Source organism: Arthrobacter sp. ATA002 (assembly GCF_026898095.1).
Lineage (GTDB): Bacteria > Actinomycetota > Actinomycetes > Actinomycetales > Micrococcaceae > Arthrobacter_B.
In genome coordinates, this window is the sequence record NZ_CP114015.1 from 1,812,228 (window position 1) to 1,832,777 (window position 20,550).

Annotated in this window: 15 protein-coding genes and 6 pseudogenes; 10 read left to right on the plus strand and 11 right to left on the minus strand. The window is 65.0% G+C overall.

Annotation, left to right across the window (positions count from 1 at the left end):
- Positions 1-62 precede the first annotated feature (62 nt).
- The 7 genes and pseudogenes from OL239_RS19460 to OL239_RS08965 all read left to right on the plus strand — a co-directional run bounded on the left by OL239_RS19460 (position 63) and on the right by OL239_RS08965 (position 6,948).
- Positions 63-1,466, plus strand: a pseudogene (locus tag OL239_RS19460) (dipeptidase).
- A gap of 174 nt (positions 1,467-1,640) precedes the next feature.
- Positions 1,641-2,042 carry a HesB/IscA family protein gene (locus OL239_RS08940; protein WP_268911524.1) on the plus strand — a complete coding sequence of 134 codons (402 nt, stop codon included), beginning with the start codon at positions 1,641-1,643 and terminating at the stop codon, positions 2,040-2,042.
- Positions 2,043-2,257: 215 nt separating this feature from the next.
- A complete protein-coding gene (gene ctaC / locus OL239_RS08945; RefSeq protein ID WP_268911525.1) occupies positions 2,258-3,112 on the plus strand; it encodes an aa3-type cytochrome oxidase subunit II in 855 nt (284 codons plus the stop codon).
- A gap of 9 nt (positions 3,113-3,121) precedes the next feature.
- Entirely contained in the window at positions 3,122-4,843 is a 1,722-nt protein-coding gene (ctaD, locus tag OL239_RS08950; RefSeq protein WP_268911526.1) for an aa3-type cytochrome oxidase subunit I, read from the plus strand.
- Complete coding sequence (locus OL239_RS08955) at positions 4,840-5,241, plus strand: cytochrome c oxidase subunit 4 (protein WP_268911527.1); 402 nt, start codon at positions 4,840-4,842, stop codon at positions 5,239-5,241. The genes ctaD and OL239_RS08955 overlap by 4 nt, the downstream gene beginning before the upstream one ends.
- A gap of 212 nt (positions 5,242-5,453) precedes the next feature.
- On the plus strand, positions 5,454-6,248 hold the full coding sequence (locus OL239_RS08960) for a GntR family transcriptional regulator (protein WP_268911721.1): 795 nt from the start codon (positions 5,454-5,456) through the stop codon (positions 6,246-6,248).
- Positions 6,249-6,384: 136 nt separating this feature from the next.
- Positions 6,385-6,948 (plus strand): hypothetical protein, encoded by a 564-nt coding sequence (locus tag OL239_RS08965; protein WP_268911528.1) that lies wholly within the window; start codon positions 6,385-6,387, stop codon positions 6,946-6,948.
- Between the two features lie 90 nt (positions 6,949-7,038).
- Here the strand turns inward: OL239_RS08965 and qcrB are convergent.
- The 4 genes and pseudogenes from qcrB to ctaE all read right to left on the minus strand — a co-directional run bounded on the left by qcrB (position 7,039) and on the right by ctaE (position 11,360).
- A pseudogene (gene qcrB / locus OL239_RS08970) lies at positions 7,039-8,723 on the minus strand (cytochrome bc1 complex cytochrome b subunit).
- A 3-nt stretch (positions 8,724-8,726) separates the two neighbouring features.
- Positions 8,727-9,758, minus strand: a complete 1,032-nt coding sequence (gene qcrA, locus OL239_RS08975) for a cytochrome bc1 complex Rieske iron-sulfur subunit (protein WP_268911529.1) — start codon at positions 9,756-9,758, stop codon at positions 8,727-8,729.
- Positions 9,759-9,844: 86 nt separating this feature from the next.
- Positions 9,845-10,641, minus strand: a pseudogene (gene qcrC, locus OL239_RS08980) (cytochrome bc1 complex diheme cytochrome c subunit).
- Positions 10,642-10,721: 80 nt separating this feature from the next.
- Positions 10,722-11,360, minus strand: coding sequence for an aa3-type cytochrome oxidase subunit III (gene ctaE / locus OL239_RS08985; protein ID WP_268911530.1), 639 nt, complete (start codon positions 11,358-11,360; stop codon positions 10,722-10,724).
- 159 nt (positions 11,361-11,519) lie between these two features.
- Between ctaE and trpD the strand changes: the two genes are divergently transcribed.
- Complete coding sequence (trpD, locus tag OL239_RS08990; protein WP_268911531.1) at positions 11,520-12,566, plus strand: anthranilate phosphoribosyltransferase; 1,047 nt, start codon at positions 11,520-11,522, stop codon at positions 12,564-12,566.
- A 183-nt stretch (positions 12,567-12,749) separates the two neighbouring features.
- On the opposite strand, the gene OL239_RS08995 is transcribed toward trpD, so the two are convergent.
- The 7 genes and pseudogenes from OL239_RS08995 to OL239_RS09025 form a co-directional block, all read right to left on the minus strand.
- On the minus strand, positions 12,750-13,031 hold the full coding sequence (locus tag OL239_RS08995; protein ID WP_268911532.1) for an Lrp/AsnC family transcriptional regulator: 282 nt from the start codon (positions 13,029-13,031) through the stop codon (positions 12,750-12,752).
- Between the two features lie 38 nt (positions 13,032-13,069).
- Positions 13,070-13,519: a DUF3054 domain-containing protein gene (locus tag OL239_RS09000; protein WP_268911533.1), complete on the minus strand. Its 450-nt coding sequence runs from the start codon at positions 13,517-13,519 to the stop codon at positions 13,070-13,072.
- Complete coding sequence (locus OL239_RS09005) at positions 13,516-14,121, minus strand: TetR/AcrR family transcriptional regulator (protein WP_268911534.1); 606 nt, start codon at positions 14,119-14,121, stop codon at positions 13,516-13,518. Before OL239_RS09005 ends, OL239_RS09000 begins: the two co-directional genes overlap by 4 nt.
- A gap of 20 nt (positions 14,122-14,141) precedes the next feature.
- Positions 14,142-14,342, minus strand: a complete 201-nt coding sequence (locus tag OL239_RS09010) for a hypothetical protein (RefSeq protein WP_442864260.1) — start codon at positions 14,340-14,342, stop codon at positions 14,142-14,144.
- A gap of 375 nt (positions 14,343-14,717) precedes the next feature.
- Positions 14,718-15,526 (minus strand): annotated as a pseudogene (locus OL239_RS09015) (SDR family oxidoreductase).
- Positions 15,527-15,607: 81 nt separating this feature from the next.
- Positions 15,608-15,958: pseudogene (locus OL239_RS09020) on the minus strand (UBP-type zinc finger domain-containing protein).
- A 6-nt stretch (positions 15,959-15,964) separates the two neighbouring features.
- Positions 15,965-17,101 carry a LacI family DNA-binding transcriptional regulator gene (locus OL239_RS09025; protein ID WP_268911535.1) on the minus strand — a complete coding sequence of 379 codons (1,137 nt, stop codon included), beginning with the start codon at positions 17,099-17,101 and terminating at the stop codon, positions 15,965-15,967.
- A 152-nt stretch (positions 17,102-17,253) separates the two neighbouring features.
- Between OL239_RS09025 and rhaI the strand changes: the two are divergent.
- Together rhaI and OL239_RS09035 are read left to right on the plus strand one after the other, a co-directional pair.
- Positions 17,254-18,416 (plus strand): annotated as a pseudogene (rhaI, locus tag OL239_RS09030) (L-rhamnose isomerase); the annotation flags it as partial.
- A 7-nt stretch (positions 18,417-18,423) separates the two neighbouring features.
- A complete protein-coding gene (locus OL239_RS09035) occupies positions 18,424-20,460 on the plus strand; it encodes a bifunctional aldolase/short-chain dehydrogenase (protein ID WP_268911536.1) in 2,037 nt (678 codons plus the stop codon).
- The last annotated feature ends 90 nt before the right edge of the window (positions 20,461-20,550 follow it).

A 20,550-nucleotide genomic window follows, 5' to 3' on the forward strand; every position in this document is an offset into this window, starting at 1 on the left:
ACCCTCTAGGATACCTTGGCGGCGGCGGCCGCGGACCGGATGCCCGCATGTACTGTTTTGTTATGACTTTGAATCCAGAATCCTCTTCTGCGCCAGTGGATATCGACGCCCTCCGCGCCGCCGTGGCAGCCGATTTCCCCCGCACCGTCGAGCAGCTGAAGTCCCTCGTGGCAATCCCCGGAATCGCCTGGGATTCGTTTGACCCGGAGCGGCTCAACGAGAGCGCCGAGGCCGTTGCATCGCTGATCCGCGGCGCCGGGCTGACCGACGTGCAGATCCTGCGGGTGGACAACAACGGCAAGCCGGGAGGCCCCGCCGTCGTCGCGCGCCGCCCCGCCCGCGAAGGACTGCCCACGGTGCTGCTCTATGCCCACCACGACGTCCAGCCTCCGGGGGATCCGGAGCTGTGGGAGTCCGACCCCTTTACCGCCACCGAGCGCAACGGACGGCTCTACGGACGCGGCGCCGCCGATGACAAAGCCGGCATCATGGCGCACATCGGGCGCTCCGCGCACTGGACGAAGTGCTGGGGGAGAACTCCGGCGTGGGCATCACGCTCTTTATCGAAGGCGAGGAAGAGGCCGGTTCGCCCACCTTCCGTACCTTCCTGGAGACTTACCGCGGCCTGCTCGAGGCCGATGTCATTGTGGTGGCGGATTCCGGAAACTGGAAGGTGGGGGTGCCGGCGCTGACCACGAGCCTGCGCGGTCTGGTGGACGGCACGGTGGAGGTGCAGGTCCTGGACCACGCGGTGCATTCGGGCATGTTCGGCGGTCCAGTGCTGGATGCGCCCACGCTGCTGGCCCGCCTGATTGCCACGTTCCACGACGACGCCGGTGATGTCGCCATTGACGGCCTGGTGGCCTCCGACACCGCTGCGGTGGAATACGCCGAAGCGGACTTCCGGGAGGATTCCTCGGTGCTCGACGGCGTGCAGCTGGCCGGCACCGGCTCAATCGCCTCGCGGCTGTGGACCAAACCCGCCCTGTCCGTTATCGGCATCGACGTTCCCACCGTGGCACTGTCCTCGAACACCATCCAGCCGAAGGCACGCGCCAAATTCAGCCTGCGGCTTGCCCCGGGCAGAGCCCGGAGGAAGCGATGGCAGCCGTCGAGCGCCATGTGCAGTCCCATGCGCCGTTCGGTGCGAAGGTGACGTTCACGCCGGGGAGCAGGGCCAGGCGTTCGCCACGGATACCTCGGCTGCCGCCGCCCGGACCGCCCTGTGGGCGCTGCGGGAAGCCTGGGACGGGGTGGAGCCCGTGGAGTCCGGAATGGGCGGCTCCATTCCGTTCATTGCCGACCTCACCGAACTGTTCCCCTCGGCACAGATCCTCATCACCGGCGTCGAAGATCCGGACTCGCGGGCACACAGCGCCAACGAGTCCCTGGACCTGGGTGACTTCCGCAACGCGGTGCTGGCCGAAGCGCTGCTGCTGGCCCGTCTGGGGCATGCCGGCTCCTAGGCAGCCCCTGCGCCCCGGGCCGCCGGGCGGACGGCCGGGCCGGAAATCTTTTCCGGCCCGGCCGCGTTGCCCCAGTGTGGATGCACCGACGTACCATGGAGAATGAACTGGCCCGGAGTCCGGGGAGCGCAACTGCCCTCCCGCGCACGGACCACGTGAAGAAAGAGAGAAGCAATGAGTACTTCCACCAGCGAAACCGGCACCAGCGTGGATACGGCAGCTGCCGCAACCCCGGAAACGGAGCTGCCGACCCATGAAGTTGCCCTCTCCGATGTTGCCGCCGGGAAGGTGCGCAGCCTGCTGGAGCAGGAAGGCCGGACCGACCTGCGGCTTCGCGTGGCTGTCCAGCCCGGCGGCTGCTCCGGCCTGATCTACCAGCTGTACTTCGACGAGCGGGTCCTCGACGGCGACGCCGTCCGGGACTTCGACGGCGTCGAGGTCATCGTGGACAAGATGAGTGTTCCGTACCTGTCGGGCGCCTCCATCGACTTCGAGGACACCATCTCGAAGCAGGGGTTCACCATCGACAATCCCAACGCGGGCGGATCGTGCGCCTGCGGCGACTCGTTCCACTAAGCTTCGCCACGGGTACCCCGTTTCACTAACGGGGAGCCCGCGGCCGCAGGTGCCGTAACACACGGTATTTTGCGTCCAACGCGGTGCGGTCTGTCACTGGATGGCCACGCGTGCGGGTAAGCTCTACACGTAGTAGTAAAACTGATCGTGCGCAGTGGGAGGATTTTTTCTGCCCGCTGTGCCGCACTTGCACGTAACAAGAGGAAGGGCCGTCTGTGAGTTCGCAGGACCGAACCAGCAGCCGACGCGCCAGGATCTTAAAGATCTCAGCCGTAACGTCGGCCGGCGCGTTGTTTTTATCGGGTTGTTCGTCAGAAGTCCAAAGAGGCTGGTTGCCCACGGAACGCGACGTCACCAATCACACCGGCCGAATCATGGACCTTTGGGTCAATTCATGGATCGCGGCACTGGCAGTAGGTGTGCTCACCTGGGCACTGATCATTTGGTGCATCGTCGCTTACCGCCGGCGGAAGAACGAAACCGGCTACCCCCGGCAGCTGAGCTACAACCTTCCCCTGGAGATCTTCTACACGGTGATCCCGCTGTTCATGGTGCTGGTGTTGTTCTACTTCACCGACCAGGACATCCGCGCCATCAGTGAGCGCGTGGACGACCCCGACGTCGTTGTCGACGTCCGCGGCAAGCAGTGGGCCTGGGACTTCAACTATGTCAATGAGGACAAGTACGACCTCAACGTGCAGGTGAATCTGGACGGCCAGGAGAAGGCGGAGTCGGAAATGCCGACCCTGTACCTGCCTGTCGACCAGACGGTCGAGCTCCAGCTGAACTCGCGCGACGTGCAGCACTCCTTCTGGGTTCCCGCCTTCCTGCAGAAGATGGACCTCTACCCGGGACGCACCAACTACATCAACATCACGCCCGGCGTCGAGGGCACCTACGAAGGTAAGTGCGCCGAGCTGTGCGGCGAGTACCACTCGGAAATGCTTTTCAACGTCAAGGTGGTTTCGGAAACCGAGTACGACGAGTACCTGGCAACCCTGCCCGACGGCCAGGTCGGCTCCGAGTACGACCGCGTGTACAACTCAGAATCAAGCGAAGTAAGGAGGTAGGAGGAAGCTGTGACTACTCTCGAATACACTTCGGAAGATACTCAAGTTGCACCGCGCGTCGTCCCCGTCTCCAAGGGACGCATCATCGTCAGTTGGATCACCTCCACTGACCACAAGACCATCGGGTACATGTACCTGATTGCATCATTCATTTTCTTCTGCCTTGCAGGTGTGATGGCCCTTGTCATCCGCGCCGAGCTCTTCGAGCCCGGCATGCAGATCGTGCAGACCAAGGAACAGTACAACCAGCTCTTCACCATGCACGGCACCGTGATGCTGCTGATGTTCGCAACACCGCTGTTCTCCGGCTTCGCCAACGTGATGATGCCGCTGCAGATCGGCGCACCCGACGTTGCGTTCCCGCGGTTGAACGCCCTGGCGTTCTGGTTCTTCCTCTTCGGCAGCACCATCGCAGTTGCCGGCTTCATCACCCCGCAGGGCGCCGCGTCCTTTGGGTGGTTCGCCTACGCGCCGCTGTCTAACACCACCTTCTCGCCCGGCGTGGGCGGGGATCTATGGGTGTTCGGCCTGGCGCTGTCCGGATTCGGCACCATCCTGGGTGCGGTCAACTTCATCACCACGATCATCTGCATGCGTGCCCCGGGCATGACCATGTGGCGCATGCCGATCTTCACCTGGAACACGCTCGTGACCGGTATCCTCGTCCTGATGGCCTTCCCGCCGCTGGCGGCCGCCCTGTTTGCGCTCGGTGCGGACCGGCGCTTTGGAGCCCACATCTTTGATCCGGAGCGCGGCGGAGCAATCCTCTGGCAGCACCTGTTCTGGTTCTTCGGCCACCCCGAGGTGTACATCATCGCGCTGCCGTTCTTCGGTATCGTGTCCGAAATTTTCCCGGTGTTCAGCCGCAAGCCGATCTTCGGTTACAAGGGTCTCGTCTACGCCACCATTGCCATTGCAGCCCTGTCCGTGACCGTCTGGGCGCACCACATGTACGTCACCGGTGCTGTCATGCTGCCGTTCTTCTCCTTCATGACGATGCTGATCGCGGTGCCAACCGGCGTGAAGTTCTTCAACTGGATCGGCACCATGTGGCGGGGATCGATTACCTTCGAGACTCCCATGCTCTGGAGCATCGGATTCCTCATCACCTTCCTGTTCGGCGGACTCACCGGCATCATCCTGGCCTCCCCGCCGCTCGACTTCCACGTCTCGGACACCTACTTCGTGGTCGCCCACTTCCACTACGTGGTCTTCGGAACCGTTGTGTTCGCCATGTTCGCGGGCTTCTACTTCTGGTGGCCCAAGTGGACCGGCAAGATGCTCAACGAGCGCCTGGGCAAGATCCACTTCTGGATGCTGTTTGTCGGCTTCCACGCAACGTTCCTTATCCAGCACTGGCTGGGCGTGCTTGGCATGCCGCGCCGCTACGCCGACTACCTGCCGGAGGACAACTTCACGGTGATGAACCAGTTCTCCACCGTGGGATCCTTCCTGCTGGGTGCCTCGATGATTCCGTTCTTCTGGAACGTGTACGTCACCTGGCGCAACGGCAAGAAGGTCGAAGTCGACGATCCCTGGGGCTTCGGCGGATCGCTGGAGTGGGCTACCTCGTGCCCGCCGCCGCGCCACAACTTCACGTCCCTGCCGCGCATCCGTTCGGAGCGTCCGGCCCTGGACCTCCACCACCCTGAACTGCAGCAGACGGTGACCGACACGTCGGCCGCCGGAAAGGTCTTCGGACCGGGCGACCGTAAGGAGAAAGTCAATTGAAGGTAGAGACTAAACTCTTCGCTTACATGGCGCCGTTCTTCCTGGTGGTCGGCGTCGTGTACGGCTACCTCGTCGAGTGGATGGAACCGGTGGGCTACCTCGCCCTGTTCCTGACCGCCGGCATGTCAGCCATGATCGCCTTTTACATCGGCTTCACGGGCAAGCGCATCGGCGCCCGCCCGGAGGACCGGCTCGACGCCGAGATCCACGAGGGTTCCGGCGAACAGGGCTTCTTTAGCCCCTGGAGCTGGTGGCCGCTGCTGCTGGGCCTCTCAGCCGCCGGCGGTTTCCTCGGCATGGCCGTGGGCTGGTGGGTCCTGTACATCAGCGCCGGCATGGCCCTGATCGCCCTGATCGGCTGGGTTTTTGAATACAGCCGCGGAGCCCACGCACACTAAGGCTCCGGAACGAAGTTCCCCGGGCCCGTCCCGGTAAGCAGTACCTCGCAGAGGACCCGCTCAAGCAGCGGGTCCTCTGTTGGTCAACCGCAGGGATGCCACCAAGCTGTCTCCGGCCCGTCGCCGCGCCCGTTATCCTAGATGAAGCACCAATGCCCCGAGGGAAGGAACCGGATGCACAGGACGACGGTCACCGGATTCCGGCTCCCATGATGCAGCCGGGGCTCAAGGATTTTCCGGACCGGCTTGATCCGCTGTCCGATGTGGCCAAACACCTGCAGCTGCAAAACATTCTGCGCCGCTTCGTGGAGCACTACGCTGCGGCCGGCGCGGCCATTCCCTCCGAGCGGGTGTTGGCCGAGCACTTTGGCGTGGCACGCATGACGGTGCGCCAGGCCATTGATGCCCTGGTGGCCGACGAGGTCCTTGAACGGGTGGTGGGCCTGGGCACCTTTGTCGCACGTCCCAAGATGGACCTGCAGATAAAGCTGACATCCTACAGCGAAGAAATGCACCGGCGGGGCATGGTTCCGGATGCCCGGGTGCTCAGCTTCGAACAAATCGGTGCATCCCGCTTGGTGGCGCGGGAACTGCAGATCGAACCGGGGCAGCCGGTGATCCGCTTCCGACGGCAGCTTCTCGCGGACGGTGAACCCATGAGCGTTGACGAGAACTTCATTCCGGCGTCCCACGTGCCGGGGATGCTCGATGAAGAGCCCCCCACGTCCTTGTACCGTGTGCTCAGCGAACGCTACGGGATGGTGATTGAGTGGGGTGAGGACACGATTGAAGCTACCGCCGCGTCAGCATCCACCGCACGTCTGCTCAACGTCGAACTCGGTGCCCCGCTGCTGAAGATCCAGCGCCATGCCTACGTGGCCCGTTCTATGGTGGACTACTCCGTCTCGTACTACCGTGCGGACCGCTACAAGCTGTGGGTGCCGCTGCAGCGGCCCGGAATGCGAACACCCCGCTCCTACCACCCCGGCCGGCATACGGGCCCCTAACGCCGCGCCGGAGCCCGGCCGTGGCCGGGCCTTGGGTACTTCCGCACCCGGGTCTCCCGCAGCGCTGCCGCACTGCCCCTTGAACGGCGTGGATCCGCCACAGACCGCATAACTGAGCCAGGAAGGCTACCAAGAAATGAACAACATCACCGTGATGTACCACCGGGACGGCAAAGGCGTCCTGCACTTCCGCGAGGCGGTGTACGACGCCGAATCCGAGGAGTTCATGATCAACCAGGGGCCCGTCGGACATATGGGCACCGGCAGCGCCGTGGCGGGTGTGGACGAAGCGGCGGCCGAGCGGAAGTTTGCTGCCTTCGCAGCCAAGTCCGAGGAGCTGGGCTACGTGGAGCTTGCGCCTGAAGTACAGCACTGGGTCGTGGCGCAATACGCGCTGAAGTCCGCCGAAGGCACCGAGCGGGACCGCTATCTCGAACATAAGGCCCGCGCTGCCCTGACCTCGTATTTCTCCTGGCGGGGGCTCGGAACGGTCGAGGACAGTGAGTTTGTGCCAGGCAAGCTCAACATTTTCTGTTTGGTGCCCGACGTGCCCAAAGCAGTCAAGGGCATGCTCGTGGTGCTGCGCGACGCCAACCTGGACTTCACCAAGCTGAGTATCGGCTCCTCGCCGTTCGCGGAGCCGGGGACATGGAAGCGGCGGCATCCGCTTCCGGCCAAGAAACCGTTCGTACTGGATTAGCGGCAAAAGTCCTCGCCAACGCCAAGGGAGCCGGTCAGCGAATGCTGACCGGCTCCCTTGGTCTATCCGTACCGCTGTGCCGCGGGAGGACTACCGGTTCGTGATCGAAGCCTGGTCTTCCGCCTGTGCTTCAACTTCAGCGGGCGACTCGTGATGATGCGCTGCTTCAAGTTCGCGCGGCGTCACCGGGGCAACCCGGTCCTCGAAGAAGAAGCGTGACAGGCGTCCGCGCAGTTTCTCCTTGCCGGAGATCTTGCCGCGTGCGTCGGGCTGGGCGGGCGACACTTCGTGCGAAGTGAAGTCGACCAGCTTGTAACGCTTGTACTCGTCCACGGGCTCGTGGACCTCGATGTACTCACCGTGCGGAAGCCGGACAATGCGTCCGCTCTCCACGCCGTGGAGGACGATTTCGCGGTCCTTGCGCTGCAGGGCCAGGGCGATGCGGCGGGCGACGGCGAAACCAATCAGCGGGCCGAAGATGACCAGGAAGCGCAGCCAGTAGGTCACGTCGTTCAGCGACACCATGAAGTGCGTGGCGATGAGGTCGGAGCCGGCAGCTGCCCACATGACGCAGTAGAAGATGATGCCGGCAACACCGACGCCGGTGCGGAACGGGGCGTTCCGCGGGCGGTCGAGCAGGTTGTGCACAGCCTTGTCCTTGGTCAGCCAGGCCTCAATCCAGGGCCAGGCGAACAGCAGCGTGAAGACAATGCCGGCCGGGACCAGTGCCGGGAACAGCACGTTCATGGAGAGCGTGTTGGTGCCCCACGGGAACGGGATGTTCCACTCCATCGGAATGTTGCCAATCCAGCCCGGCATCAGGCGCAGGGCACCGTCAACCCAGCCGATGTACCAGTCAGGCTGGGTACCGGCAGACACGGGGAGGGATCGTATGGCCCGTAGTTCCAGATCGGGTTGATCGTGAACAGGCCGGCGATGATGGCGATGATACCGAAGACGATGAAGAAGAATCCACCGGCCTTGGCTGCGTAAACCGGACCAACCGGGTAGCCCACCACGTTCATGTTCGTACGGCCGGGACCGCGGAACTGGGTGTGCTTGTGGATAACCACCATGAAGAGGTGGATGGCGATCATCAGCAGGATCAGGGCCGGCACCAGCAGGATGTGCAGCATGTACAACCGGCCGATGATGTCCATGCCCGGGAATTCTCCGCCGAAGAGGAAGAAGCTGATGTAGGTTCCGACAACCGGAACAGCCTTGATCACGCCGTCGATAATCCGCAGGCCGTTGCCGGAAAGCAGGTCATCGGGGAGGGAGTAACCGGTGAAGCCGGCAGCGAGGGACAGGATGAGCAGGACACCGCCCACCACCCAGTTCAGTTCGCGGGGCTTGCGGAACGCACCGGTGAAGAACACGCGGAGCATGTGCACGGAGACAGCGGCAACGAAGAGCAGCGCGGACCAGTGGTGCACCTGGCGCATGAAGAGGCCGCCGCGGACATCGAAGGAGATGTTCAGGGAGGACTCGTAGGCCACCGACATCTCCACGCCCTTGAGCGGGACGTAGCTGCCGTTGTAGTGCGTTTCGGCCATGGACGGGTCGAAGAAGAACGTCAGGAACGTTCCTGACAGCAGGAGGATAACGAAGCAGTAAAGCGCCACTTCGCCAAACATGAAGGACCAGTGGTCCGGAAAGACCTTGCGGCCGAATTCCTTGACCATGGCAGAGCCGCTGACCCGGGAATCAACGAAGTTGGTGACGCGGCCCAGACGGGTCTTGGGCTCGTAGGGAGTAGCAGAGGGAACACTCATGGTTTAGCCACGCTCCCAGTAGCTCGGTCCAACGGGTTCATGGAAATCGCTGGTGGCGATCAGGTAGCCCTCGCTGTCAACGGCGATGGGCAGCTGCGGCAGCGGGTGAACAGCCGGTCCGAAGATGACCTTGCATTCCTGCGTGAGGTCGAAGGTGGACTGGTGGCACGGGCAGAGCAGATGGTGGGTGTGCTGTTCGTACAGCGCAACCGGGCAACCGACGTGGGTGCAGATCTTGGAGTATGCAACGATGCCGTCGACGTTCCAGTTTTCCCGGCCCGGTGAAGGGTTGAGGGATTCCGGGTCCAGGCGCATCAGCAGGACGACGGCCTTGGCCTTTTCCTCCAGCTTGTGCTCGGACTCATTCAGGCCCTCGGGGATGACATGGAAAGCGGAGCCGAGCGTGACGTCCGAGGCCTTGATCCTGGTACCGCTGGGATCGCGGGTCAGGTGTACGCCGTCGGCCCACATGGTGTGGCGCAGGACGTCACCGGGCAGCGGACCGAGGTCGCGGAAAATGGCGACGGCAGGAAGAGGAGCCAAAACCATCGCACCCAGGAGGGTGTTGCGGATCAGTGGACGGCGCTTGATGCCCGTTTCCTCGATGATGTCGCCGAGCATCTTCTCAGCCACAACGCGGTCCTCTTCGGGACGGATTTCATGCCGTTCCTCGATGATTTCGTGGTCCGGCATGAGCGTCTTGGCCCAGTGGACAATACCGACGCCGATGCCCAGCATCGCAAACGCGGTGCCCAGCCCCAGGAGCAGGTTCTGCACCCTGATGTCGGCAATGGTGTGGCCGCCTTCGAGCTTGATGCCGAAGTAGCCGACAAAAAACACGATCGTGCCGATAACGGAGATGACGAACAGCGCCGCCACCTGCCGTTCGGCGCGCTTCTCAGCCTGGGGATTCGTATCGGCCAGGCGAGGACGGTGCGGAGGAAGCCCGGGATTCCGGAACTTCTCTTCATCGTCCTGGCCAGCCGTAGCGACGGTGCCCGAGGTGTTCGGACTGCCGTGACTATGGTCGCCCATGATCCCCCTCATCCTTCTCTTGAAACTGCATTTATAGACCTATGTGTAACTGTGATGTCACCCCGAAAGGTGAGCGCGGGTGATGTCTAGGAAGACCGGGCGGTCAACCAAATGGTGAAAGCAATGACGAGGCCGAGGCCGGCTGTCCAGATGAACAGACCCTCGGACACGGGACCCAGCGATCCGAGCTCGGCACCGCCCGGGGAACCGTTGGCTTCAATGTTCTTCAGGAACGCGATGATGCTCTGCTTGTCCTCGGGGGAGATGTTGGCATCGTTGAAGACAGGCATGTTCTGCGGGCCGGTGACCATGGCCTCGTAGATGTGCTTCTCCGAGACCCCTTCCAGGGACGGAGCAAACTTGCCCTGGGTCAGCGCGCCGCCGGCGCCGGCTGCGTTGTGGCACATGGCGCAGTTCACGCGGAACAGCTCGCCGCCTTCGGCAGCGTTGCCGGCTGCGGCGTTGGTCATCTCTTCGTCCGGAACAGCGGGACCGGCGCCGAGGCTGGCGACATAGGCAGCAAGCTGGGCGGTCTGCTCCTCGGTGAACTGGACGGGCTTCTGCTGGGCCTGCGGCCCCTGCATGGCCATCGGCATGCGGCCGGTGCCGACCTGGAAGTCGACCGACGCGGCACCTACGCCGACGAGGAAGGGCCATTGGCGGAGCCGGAGGCATCCATGCCGTGGCAGGTGGCGCAGTTGGCGATGAAGAGCTTCTCGCCCTCGTTTTCGTCATCGACCGAGTAAACGGCGGTGCTGCTGGCGGCCTTGGCTTCGTTGGCGCCGCTGACTGCTGCGTATAGCCCACCTGTTACGAGGAGTCCCAGCAGCAGCAGCGCAACTGCTGCTAGGGGATGACGTCGCCTTTGCGATAGTGCCTTCACTTGGTGGTTCCTAACTTGTGTGGTCTTTGGTGTACTGGTGCCACTGTGGATTTCTTGGTAATTGCCGGCTCAAGCAGGTGTTACTTGAGGAAGTAGATGATGACGAACAGGGCAATCCAGACTACGTCCACGAAGTGCCAGTAGTACGAGGTCACGATCGCGGAGGTGGCTTCAAAGTGGCCGAACCGCTTTGCTGCGTAGGCCCGTCCGATGATGAACAGGAACGCGATGAGTCCACCGGCCACGTGGAGGCCATGGAAGCCGGTGGTCAGGTAGAACGCCGAACCGTAGGAGTTCGAGGAAAGGGAGACTCCTTCAGTCACAAGCACGGCGTATTCGTAGGCCTGGACGGATACGAACACCGCGCCCATGACGAAGGTGAGGAGGAACCACTCGACCATGCCCCAGCGGGAGACTTGGAAGAGTCCTCCCGTGCGGCGCGGCTGGAGGCGTTCTGCGGCGAAGACGCCGAACTGGCAGGTAACGGAACTAAGAACGAGGATCACCGTGTTCGCGAACGCAAACGGAACGTTGAGCTTCTCCGTCTCCATGGCCCACAGATCGCTCGAAGTGGAGCGAAGTGTGAAATACATGGCAAAAAGGGCGGCGAAAAACATCAGTTCGCTGGCCAGCCACACTACGGTTCCGACGGAAACCATGTTGGGGCGGTTCAGCGTGGGGTGAGCCGGGGTACTGGGGGCATGGGTCGCTGTTGTCACATAGACATTATGGACGTAAAACGGCCCAGTTCTCCAACAGATATAGACGGGCGGCGAGTCTAAATAGTGCCGAAACCCCGCCGATCCCAGTAACGGCGCGGAAGTGGCTCGCCAGAAACAAATCAGTATTTTCTACGAAACGTAGATAACCTAGGAGATGTGACTACGATTCCGAGCACCGAACACGCCTGGCCGCAGCTTCTCAACGCCCTGATTTCGCGGCGCGACCTGCGCGCCGACCAGACCCGCTGGGCGATGAACACGATCATGGCGGGGGAAGCCTCGGATGCCCAAGTGGCAGGCTTCCTGGTGGCCCTGAGGGCCAAGGGAGAGACGGTTGAAGAGCTGACCGGTCTGGTGGAGGCCATGCTGGCCAATGCCCGGCCGATCGAAATTCCAGGGGAAACGCTGGATATCGTCGGCACCGGCGGCGACCGCCACAACACGGTTAATATCTCTTCCATGGCGGCCCTGGTGTGTGCCGGTGCCGGCGCCAAGGTGGTCAAGCACGGAAACCGGGCGTCGTCGTCGGCCTCCGGCTCGGCCGATGTCATTGAAGCCCTCGGGGTGCGGCTGGATCTGCCCGTCGACCGGGTGGCCGAGGCCGCGGTAAGCGCCGGGATCACGTTCTGCTTTGCCCAGGTGTTCCACCCGTCCATGCGCCACGCTGCCGTTCCGCGCCGGGAGATGGGGGTGCCCACCGCATTCAACTTCATGGGTCCGCTGACGAATCCCGCGCGGCCTGCGGCATCGGCCATCGGCGTGGCCGATGCCCGTCTGGCGCCCCTGATTGCCGGGGTCCTGGCAGCGCGCGGGGTGCGCGCCCTGGTCTTCCGCGGGGAGGACGGGCTGGACGAGATGACGACGACGGGCGTGTCCACTGTCTGGGAAGTCCGTGACGGGGCCGTGGAGACCTCGACGGTGGATCCCCTGGACCTCGGGATACCCCGGGCCACCCTGGAGGATCTGAGGGGCGGAGACGCCGCCGTCAACGCCGCGGTGGTGCGAAGCGTGCTCGCCGGTGACCGGGGCCCCGTGCGGGACGCGGTGGTCCTCAATGCCGCCGCCGCCCTGGTTGCCCTGGACCGGGATGCCGCAGGCAGCCTGACCAAGCGCCTTGCCGCCGCAGCTGCCCGTGCCGAGGCAGCCATTGACGGCGGCAGCGCGCGGGCTGCCCTGGACCGCTGGGTCGAAGTCACGCGTTAGCGCAGACCTAATACGAACACAAAAATGAGGCCGCATTCCCGATACGGGCGGCCTCATTTTTAGTATCCGGAGGGCTTTTCAGGACTCCGGAAGCCCTTTAAATCCTCAAAATGTTATACATTCGTTACCTCGGCGATGCTTCATTGTGATATTGGCGTACGTTTTTATGCTGCCCGGATTGGGTCAGCTGTCGAACCCGAGGGAGAACGCGGCGTCGAGGTCATGCTTGGAGTAGGCCCGGAAAGCAATCTGGGTGGTCGTGCCGATCACTCCTTCGACTTTGGACAGCCGGTTGGCGATGGCGTCGGCCAGGTCTTCATGGCGGCGGACCCGTGCGATGGCGATGAGGTCCCACTCGCCGGTCACTGAGTAGACCTCGCTGATGCCTTCAATCTCAGAGATCTCCTCGGCGCACTCAGGGATGCGTGCTGAATCGGTCTGGATGAGTACAAAAGCGGTGATCATGGTGGGCCCTTTCATGGTGCTGCCGTGGGGGAGAGACGTTACGCCCCGCTGTTGAGCCTATCGGACGGTGTGGTGGTCCGCGGCGGTGGTCCGGGCTCCGCCGGAGCGGCGGCTGCGGCACGCCAGTGCGGCCGCGGCCCGGGGAGCAGAAGGAAGGCGCCCAGGACGCCGAACGTGACCAGGGCAAAGCTGGGGGCCACGCCGCCGCCGGCCAGGGCGCGGATCATGAGGCCGGCGCCTGCCGTGATGATCCACAGGAGGATTCCTGCGGGCCACACGGAAGCCGGGGAGTACCGGCGGCTGAGAAGCGCCCAGCCGCCCAGGCACGCGGCGAGGAACGGAGAAGCGGTGATGAGGATCCCGGCCGGGTCCAGCCCGTGTTCGTGCGTGTCCCGCCCAAGGGCGGCAAACACAATGATGAGGACGGCGTCAAGGGCCGCGAAGAGGAAGGCGCGTCCGGAACGGGGCGCGGCGGGTAGGTTGCTCACGGTTGCTGCTCTCCGGAAACACCGCGGCGGTGCTTCCGTACGTAGGGTTCCAAAAGTTCAGTGACGCGGGCCTCCACGGCGTCCTGCGTCCGGTCACCCTCCAGCAGTTTCGTCGCGGTGTGGACGATTCCGTTGATCAGCTCGGCGGTGGCCGCCGGATCCGGAACTTCCATTTCCTGGAGGGTTCCGACCAGCGGATCCAGCAGCTGTGCATGCATCAGGGCGCTCTGGGTGTTCAGCTCCTCACTGGGTGCCACGGCGGCCAGGGCGTTGCCCACGGCGTGTTCGCCCTCCGCCACCAAGGCGATGTTAGTCAGCACATAGGCGAGAATCCGGTCCGCGGGTTCCGGTTCGGCGAGCATCGCTTCCTCGACCCGCTGCGCCCAGCGCGGAAAAACGTCCAGGACCAGGGCATGGAGCAGGTCCTGGCGCGACTTGTAGTACTGATAGGCGCTCGGCCGGGCGAGGCCGGCCAGTGCGGCCACTTCGGCCATGCTGGGGGCCTCGCCGGTCTGTGCCAGCAGGGTGCGTGCCGCATCCAGGAGCGCCCGTTGCTGGGCCGCGCGGTGTTCGGCGACCGTGGGGGCGGTAATGCGGGGCACATGCCCTCCTGTTGCTGCGGTTACGGGTTGATGAGCCGTCCGTCGACCATCTCCACTACCCGGTGGCAATGGTGCAGTACGTCGTGATCGTGCGTCACCATAACTGTAGCAACGCCGCGCTCGGCGGCTTCCCGTGCCAGCAGTGCCACCACGTCCTGGCTGCGCTGCCGGTCGGGGGCAGCGGTGGGTTCATCCACGAGCAGCAGGCGCGGCCGTGTCACCAGGGCACGGGCAATTCCACCCGCTGGCGTTCACCGCCGGAAAGCCGGCCCGGCCGGCTCTTGAGCTTGTGGTCCATTCCCGCCGCTGCTGTCCGGGCCGCGCGGGCAGCAGCCCGGGCTGTGCGGCTGGTCACGCAGGATTCGGCAGAGCAGTTTGTGCGGACCCCGGCGGCGGAGGCGCGGATGTTCCGGACCGAGCCGCGGCGCATGGCCGCTGCCGGGCTGCCCGCGGCCCTGCGGTATCTCCTGGATGCCGTGTCCCTGCGGCTGGGGGTCCTGCGCCGGACGGCGGCACAGACTTCCCGCACGCAGGCGGCGGCCCCGGAACCTGGGTCCCGGGGCCGCCGTCGTGCTGTGTGGAGGGGTTCGGGCCGGCTAGGCCGAGATGCTCTGGCCTGTGCCGCCCCAGATGTCGTCGCCGCGCAGCGTGGCGTCGGCCCCGCCGTCGGTGTAGATCGTCTGGCCGGTGGTGTGGGTGTTTTCCTCGCTGGTCAGCCATGCCAGCAGCCGGGCGATGACTACGGGCTCGGAGTGGCCGTTCAGTGGCATCGGCACTGAGGAGTCCACCATCTGGCGGCCTTCCGGCGTGGCCAGCAGTTCCTTGGTCATGGCGGAGAGGACTGTGCCCGGAGCGACGGCGTTCAGCGGGATGCCGGCGCCTGCCCACTGGCCGGTCACGCTGGCGCGGCGCACCCAGCGGCTGAGGGCGCGCTTGGAGGACGGGTAGTTGAGGTAGCCGACACGCGGTCCCTGCTCGGCCAGGGCGGCGCCCAGCTCCAGTGCGCGGGCTTCATTGCCGGCAAGCATTGCGTCCACCAGCTCGGGGGAGTTGGGCTGCAGGGAGGCCATGGAGCTGACGACGGCGGCACGGGGAGCGTCGCTCTTGGCCAGCTCCGGTGCCAGCAGTTCCAGGAATTCGGTGACGCCGAAGTAGTTTACGGCCACGGTGATCGGGGCGGAGCTGAAATCCCGGCACAGGCAATGACGGCATCAACCCGGCCGTTGGCCAGTTCCAGCGCCTTGTCCGCGGCGCTCCGGCGGCCCTCGGGGGTGCTGAGGTCAGCTTCGACCTCGGCACCGCGCAGGTCCACGCCCACTACGGTGAAGCCGCGTTCGCGCAGCAGTTCGGCAGTAGCGGCGCCGATTCCCGATCCTGATCCGGTAACAATATAAGTACGAGTCATGCCTAAAGCTTACGCTGTAAACACGGCGGTAAGCCACCGGATGCGCCGCCGGTTTGGGGCGTGTCCCCGGCCAGGTCCCGGTCAGCGCTCGAGCCGGGTTTCCCAGTCAGGCGGGACGAGGCCGGCCGGTCCGGGAACAGTCTGGTCCAGGGGATGGGACTGCGGAGGTGCCAGTGGCGGGCCCGTGAATAGCGAGCCGCTGCGGTAATCCCAGAACCACTTCTCACCCGGTTCATAGCTGCGGATAACGGGATGCCCGGTGGCTGCTTCATGAGCTGTGGCGTGGCGGTTCGGCGAAGAGTCGCAGCAGCCTATATGCCCGCACTCGGCGCAGCGGCGCAGGTGGAACCACCAGCTTCCCTAGGCGGTACATTCCACGCATCCGGGTCCGGACGGCGGAACCGAAACATTGATGCCCGTGGACTCGTGCATGGTTCCTCACTTTCTGCCGCAGCGGAGCCACCCCCGGCCCTCCCACCGTAGCGGGCGGCCGGTGCCGGCAACAGGGCCGGCAACAGGGCCGGCAACAGGCCCGGCGGTTAGGCCGGGCCGGGCGAGGGGCGGGTGGGCGAGGGGGCGGGTGCTTTCGCGCACCACCAGCTCCGGAGTGAACCGCACCTGCCGCGGCGCGGCCGGTGCGGACCCGAGCTGCTCCTGCAGGAGCTCCACTGCGGTGCGGCCGATTTCCTCGGCCGGCTGGCGGATTGATGACAGCGGCACCACCGTGGACTGGGCAAAGTCGATGTCGTCATAGCCGATCAGCGCCACATCCCCGGGAACCCGCAGCCCGTTGATCAGGAGCAGGGACTGCAGGACGCCGACGGCGAGAAGGTCGTTGGCACAGAAAATCGCTTCCGGCAGCCTGTCCCGGCCCCGCTTGATGAGCTCCCCGCCCACTGCCCGTCCGGCAAGGACCGTCATGCCGGCGGCCTCCACAACTTCGAGGCTGGCGCCGGGAACGCGGTCGACGGCGGCGCGGGCTCCGGACAGCCGCTCGGCGACCTGGCGGATACCGGGGGATCCGCCCACGAAGGCGAGCCGGCGCCGGCCGGTCTCCAGCAGGTGCTCCGCTGCCATGCGGCCGCCCGCGGTGTCATCCACTGAAACCGAGCTGTGGACGGCGGGGTCGCCTTCACTGTCCACCAGGACGGCCGCCACTCCGTGGTCCCGCAGCGAACGGAGGCGGCTGTCGGCGTCGCCGGCGGGGGAGAACAGCACGCCCTGCACCCGCTGCTCCTCGAACAGGGTCACGTAGCGGGCTTCGCGCTTCGGGTCGCTGCCGCTGTTGCCGAGGATGATGTCAGCGCCGTGCCGGGTGGCTTCATTCTCCGCCGCGCGGGCCACGGCGGCGAAAAACGGGTTAGAGGAGTCGAGCACGATCAGGCCGATGGTGCGGCTCTGGCCGGCACGCAGCTGCCGGGCGGCGTCGTTGCGCACGAAGCCCAGCGCTTCAACGGCGTTCATCACCCGCAAAAGGGTGGGCGGGGAAACCCGGTCCGGGTGGTTGAGGGCATTCGACACGGTCCCCACGGCCACGCCGGCGCGCGCGGCCACCTCTTTGATGCTTGCTGCCATTGGATCCCCTAGGTGTTCCGGCGGTGGCCTGTCTTGACAGCGTATCGCGAAAACCCTAGGTTGAACCGTACGAATGAAACGATTCAACATCAGCCGCCCACGTACGCCCCGGCTGGAGGTTCTGCCCGTCTGCACATTTTGGAGTACAGCCCATGACGTCACTGAACGACATCCTCCCCGCCCTTGCCGCCCTGGAAATCGAGGTCCCCTCCTGGGCCTACGGCAATTCCGGTACCAGGTTCAAGGTGTTTGCCACCCCCGGAACCCCGCGCAGCGTCCACGAAAAGATCGCCGACGCGGCGAAGGTTAACGAGCTGACCGGGCTGGCCCCCGCCGTCGCCCTGCATATTCCCTGGGACGCGGTGGACGACTATGCGGAGCTGGCGACATTCGCCAAGGAACACAACATTGTCCTGGGCACCGTAAACAGCAACACGTTCCAGGACGACGAATACAAGTTCGGCAGCCTGACCCACAGCAACCCGGCCGTGCGGCAGAAGGCCGTTGACCATATGTATGAGTGCATTGAGGTCATGCACCAGACCGGATCCAGGACCTGAAGATCTGGCTGGCCGACGGTACCAACTATCCGGGGCAGGGCAACATGCGCTCGCGGCAGGACTGGCTGGCGGACTCGCTGCGCAAGGTGTACGACCGCCTCGGCGAGGACCAGCGGATGGTCCTCGAATACAAGTTCTTCGAGCCGGCTTTCTACCACACCGATGTTCCCGACTGGGGCACCTCCTACGCCCACACCCTCGCCCTGGGCGGGAAGGCACTGGTGTGCCTGGACACCGGCCACCACGCGCCGGGCACCAACATCGAATTTATCGTTGCCCAGCTGCTGCGCCTGGGCAAGCTTGGCTCGTTCGACTTCAACTCCCGGTTCTACGCGGACGATGACCTGATTGTCGGCGCCGCCGACCCGTTCCAGCTCTTTCGGATCCTGTTCGAAGTGGTCCGCGGCGGCGGGCTCGGCCCGGACAGCGGAGTCTCCCTGATGCTGGACCAGTGCCACAACCTCGAAGAGAAGATTCCCGGCCAGATCCGTTCCGTGCTCAACGTGCAGGAAATGACGGCCCGCGCCCTGCTGGTCGACACTGATGCCCTGGAGGCGGCGCAGACCTCCGGCGATGTCCTCGGCGCGAACGCCGTCTTCATGGATGCCTTTTACACCGATGTGCGTCCGGGCCTGGCGCAGTGGCGCGAGTCCCGCGGACTGCCTGCGGACCCGGTGGCCGCCTACGCTGCCAGTGGCTATCAGGAGACGATCAACACCGAACGCCGGGGCGGCCGGCAGGCCGGATGGGGAGCCCAAGGAAATGACCAACGAAACTGTCAGCGCGCTGATTGCACGCTCCAACCGTCTGGGGGCCGACAAGCGCAACACCAACTACGCCGGCGGCAACACGTCCGCCAAAGGCTTCGATGCTGACCCGGTCACCGGCGACAACGTGGAACTGCTCTGGGTCAAGGGCTCCGGCGGTGACCTGGGCACCCTGAAGGAATCCGGGCTGGCCGTCCTGCGGCTGGACCGCATGCGCGCCTTGGTGAACACCTACCCCGGCGTGGACCGCGAAGATGAAATGGTGGCTGCCTTTGACTACTGTCTCCACGGCAAGGGCGGAGCGGCGCCCTCGATTGACACCGCCATGCACGGCCTTGTTGACGCCGCACACGTGGACCATCTGCATCCGGATTCCGGCATTGCGATTGCGACGGCGGCCGACGGTGAAGCCCTGACGCAGAAGATCTTCGGCTCCAAGGTTCTCTGGATGCCCTGGCGCTGCCCGGGCTTCCAGCTCGGCCTGGACATTGCCGCCATCAAGGAGGTCAATCCCCAGGCCGTCGGCACCATTCTGGGCGGCCACGGCATCACCGCCTGGGGTGCCACTTCCGAAGAAGCCGAAGCCAACTCGCTGTGGATCATCGAAACCGCCGAAGCCTACATTGCCGCCAACGGCCGCAAGGACCCGTTCGGCCCCGTGCTGCCGGGCTATGCGCCGCTGCCCGAAGCGCAGCGGCGTGTGAAGGCTGCCGCGCTGGCTCCGGTGATCCGCGGTCTGGCCTCCACTGACAGGCAGCAGGTGGGGCACTTTACCGACGACGCTGCCGTCCTGGACTTCCTGGAGCGCGCCGAACATCCGCGCCTGGGCGCCCTGGGCACCTCATGCCCGGACCACTTCCTGCGCACCAAGGTCAAGCCGCTGATCCTGGACCTGCCCCCCGGCGCCTCCGTGGGGGACAGCATTGTCCGGCTGAAGGAACTGCACGACCAGTACCGCGCGGATTACCAGGCCTACTATGACCGCCACAGCACCGACGAGTCCCCGGCCATCCGCGGCGCCGACCCCGCCGTGGTCCTGGTGCCCGGCGTGGGCATGTTCACGTACGGCGCCAACAAGCAGACCGCCCGGGTGGCCGGCGAGTTCTACCTCAACGCCATCAACGTGATGCGCGGCGCGGAGTCCATTTCCACCTATGCCCCGATCGGGGAAGCCGAGAAGTTCCGGATCGAATACTGGGCGCTGGAGGAAGCCAAACTGGCCCGCATGCCCAAGCCGAAGTCCCACGCCACCCGCATTGCGCTGGTGACCGGAGCGGCGTCGGGCATCGGCAAGGCCATCGCCACCCGGCTTGCCGCCGAGGGCGCCTGCGTGGTCATCGCCGACCTGAACCTGGAGAGCGCCGAAGCCGCGGCCGCGGAACTGGGCGGTCCCGACGCCGCCGTCGGCGTGCAGGCCGATGTGACGGACGAGGCGCAGGTGCAGGCGGCAGTCGACGCCACCGTCCTGGCCTTCGGCGGGCTGGACCTGGTGGTCAATAACGCCGGCCTGTCCATCTCCAAGCCGCTGCTGGAAACCAGTGAAAAGGACTGGGACCTGCAGCACGACGTCATGGCCAAGGGATCCTTCCTCGTCTCCAAGGCCGCGGCCAAGGTCCTGATCGACCAGGAGATGGGCGGCGACATCATCTACATTTCCTCCAAGAACTCCGTCTTCGCCGGACCAAACAACATTGCCTACTCCGCCACCAAGGCCGACCAGGCGCACCAGGTGCGCCTGCTGGCCGCCGAGCTGGGGGAGTACGGCGTGAAGGTCAACGGCATCAATCCCGACGGCGTGGTCCGCGGGTCCGGCATCTTTGCCGGCGGCTGGGGTGCCAAACGTGCCGCTGTCTACGGCGTTCCCGAGGAGGAACTGGGTAAGTTCTACGCCCAGCGCACCCTGCTCAAGCGCGAAGTCCTGCCGGAGAACGTGGCCAATGCGGTGGCCGTGCTGACCGGCGCGGACCTCTCGCACACCACGGGACTGCACATTCCGGTTGACGCCGGCGTGGCGGCGGCTTTCCTGCGATGAGTGCGGACACGCCGGGTGGGCCCAGGATGCCTCGCACGGCGGGGGGCCTGGGACCGCGGATACGCCTGGCGCGGCCGGGGAGTTCGCCGG

What these genes read in the sequence shown, in the direction of transcription:
- OL239_RS08940 (WP_268911524.1), top strand. Translation starts at nt 1,641, where the DNA reads ATGAGTACTTCCACCAGCGAAACCGGCACCAGCGTGGATACGGCAGCT.
- OL239_RS08960 (WP_268911721.1), top strand. Translation starts at nt 5,454, where the DNA reads ATGCAGCCGGGGCTCAAGGATTTTCCGGACCGGCTTGATCCGCTGTCC.
- OL239_RS08965 (WP_268911528.1), top strand. Translation starts at nt 6,385, where the DNA reads ATGAACAACATCACCGTGATGTACCACCGGGACGGCAAAGGCGTCCTG.
- qcrA (WP_268911529.1), bottom strand. Translation starts at nt 9,758, where the DNA reads ATGGGCGACCATAGTCACGGCAGTCCGAACACCTCGGGCACCGTCGCT.
- OL239_RS08995 (WP_268911532.1), bottom strand. Translation starts at nt 13,031, where the DNA reads ATGATCACCGCTTTTGTACTCATCCAGACCGATTCAGCACGCATCCCT.
- OL239_RS09025 (WP_268911535.1), bottom strand. Translation starts at nt 17,101, where the DNA reads ATGGCAGCAAGCATCAAAGAGGTGGCCGCGCGCGCCGGCGTGGCCGTG.
- OL239_RS09035 (WP_268911536.1), top strand. Translation starts at nt 18,424, where the DNA reads ATGACCAACGAAACTGTCAGCGCGCTGATTGCACGCTCCAACCGTCTG.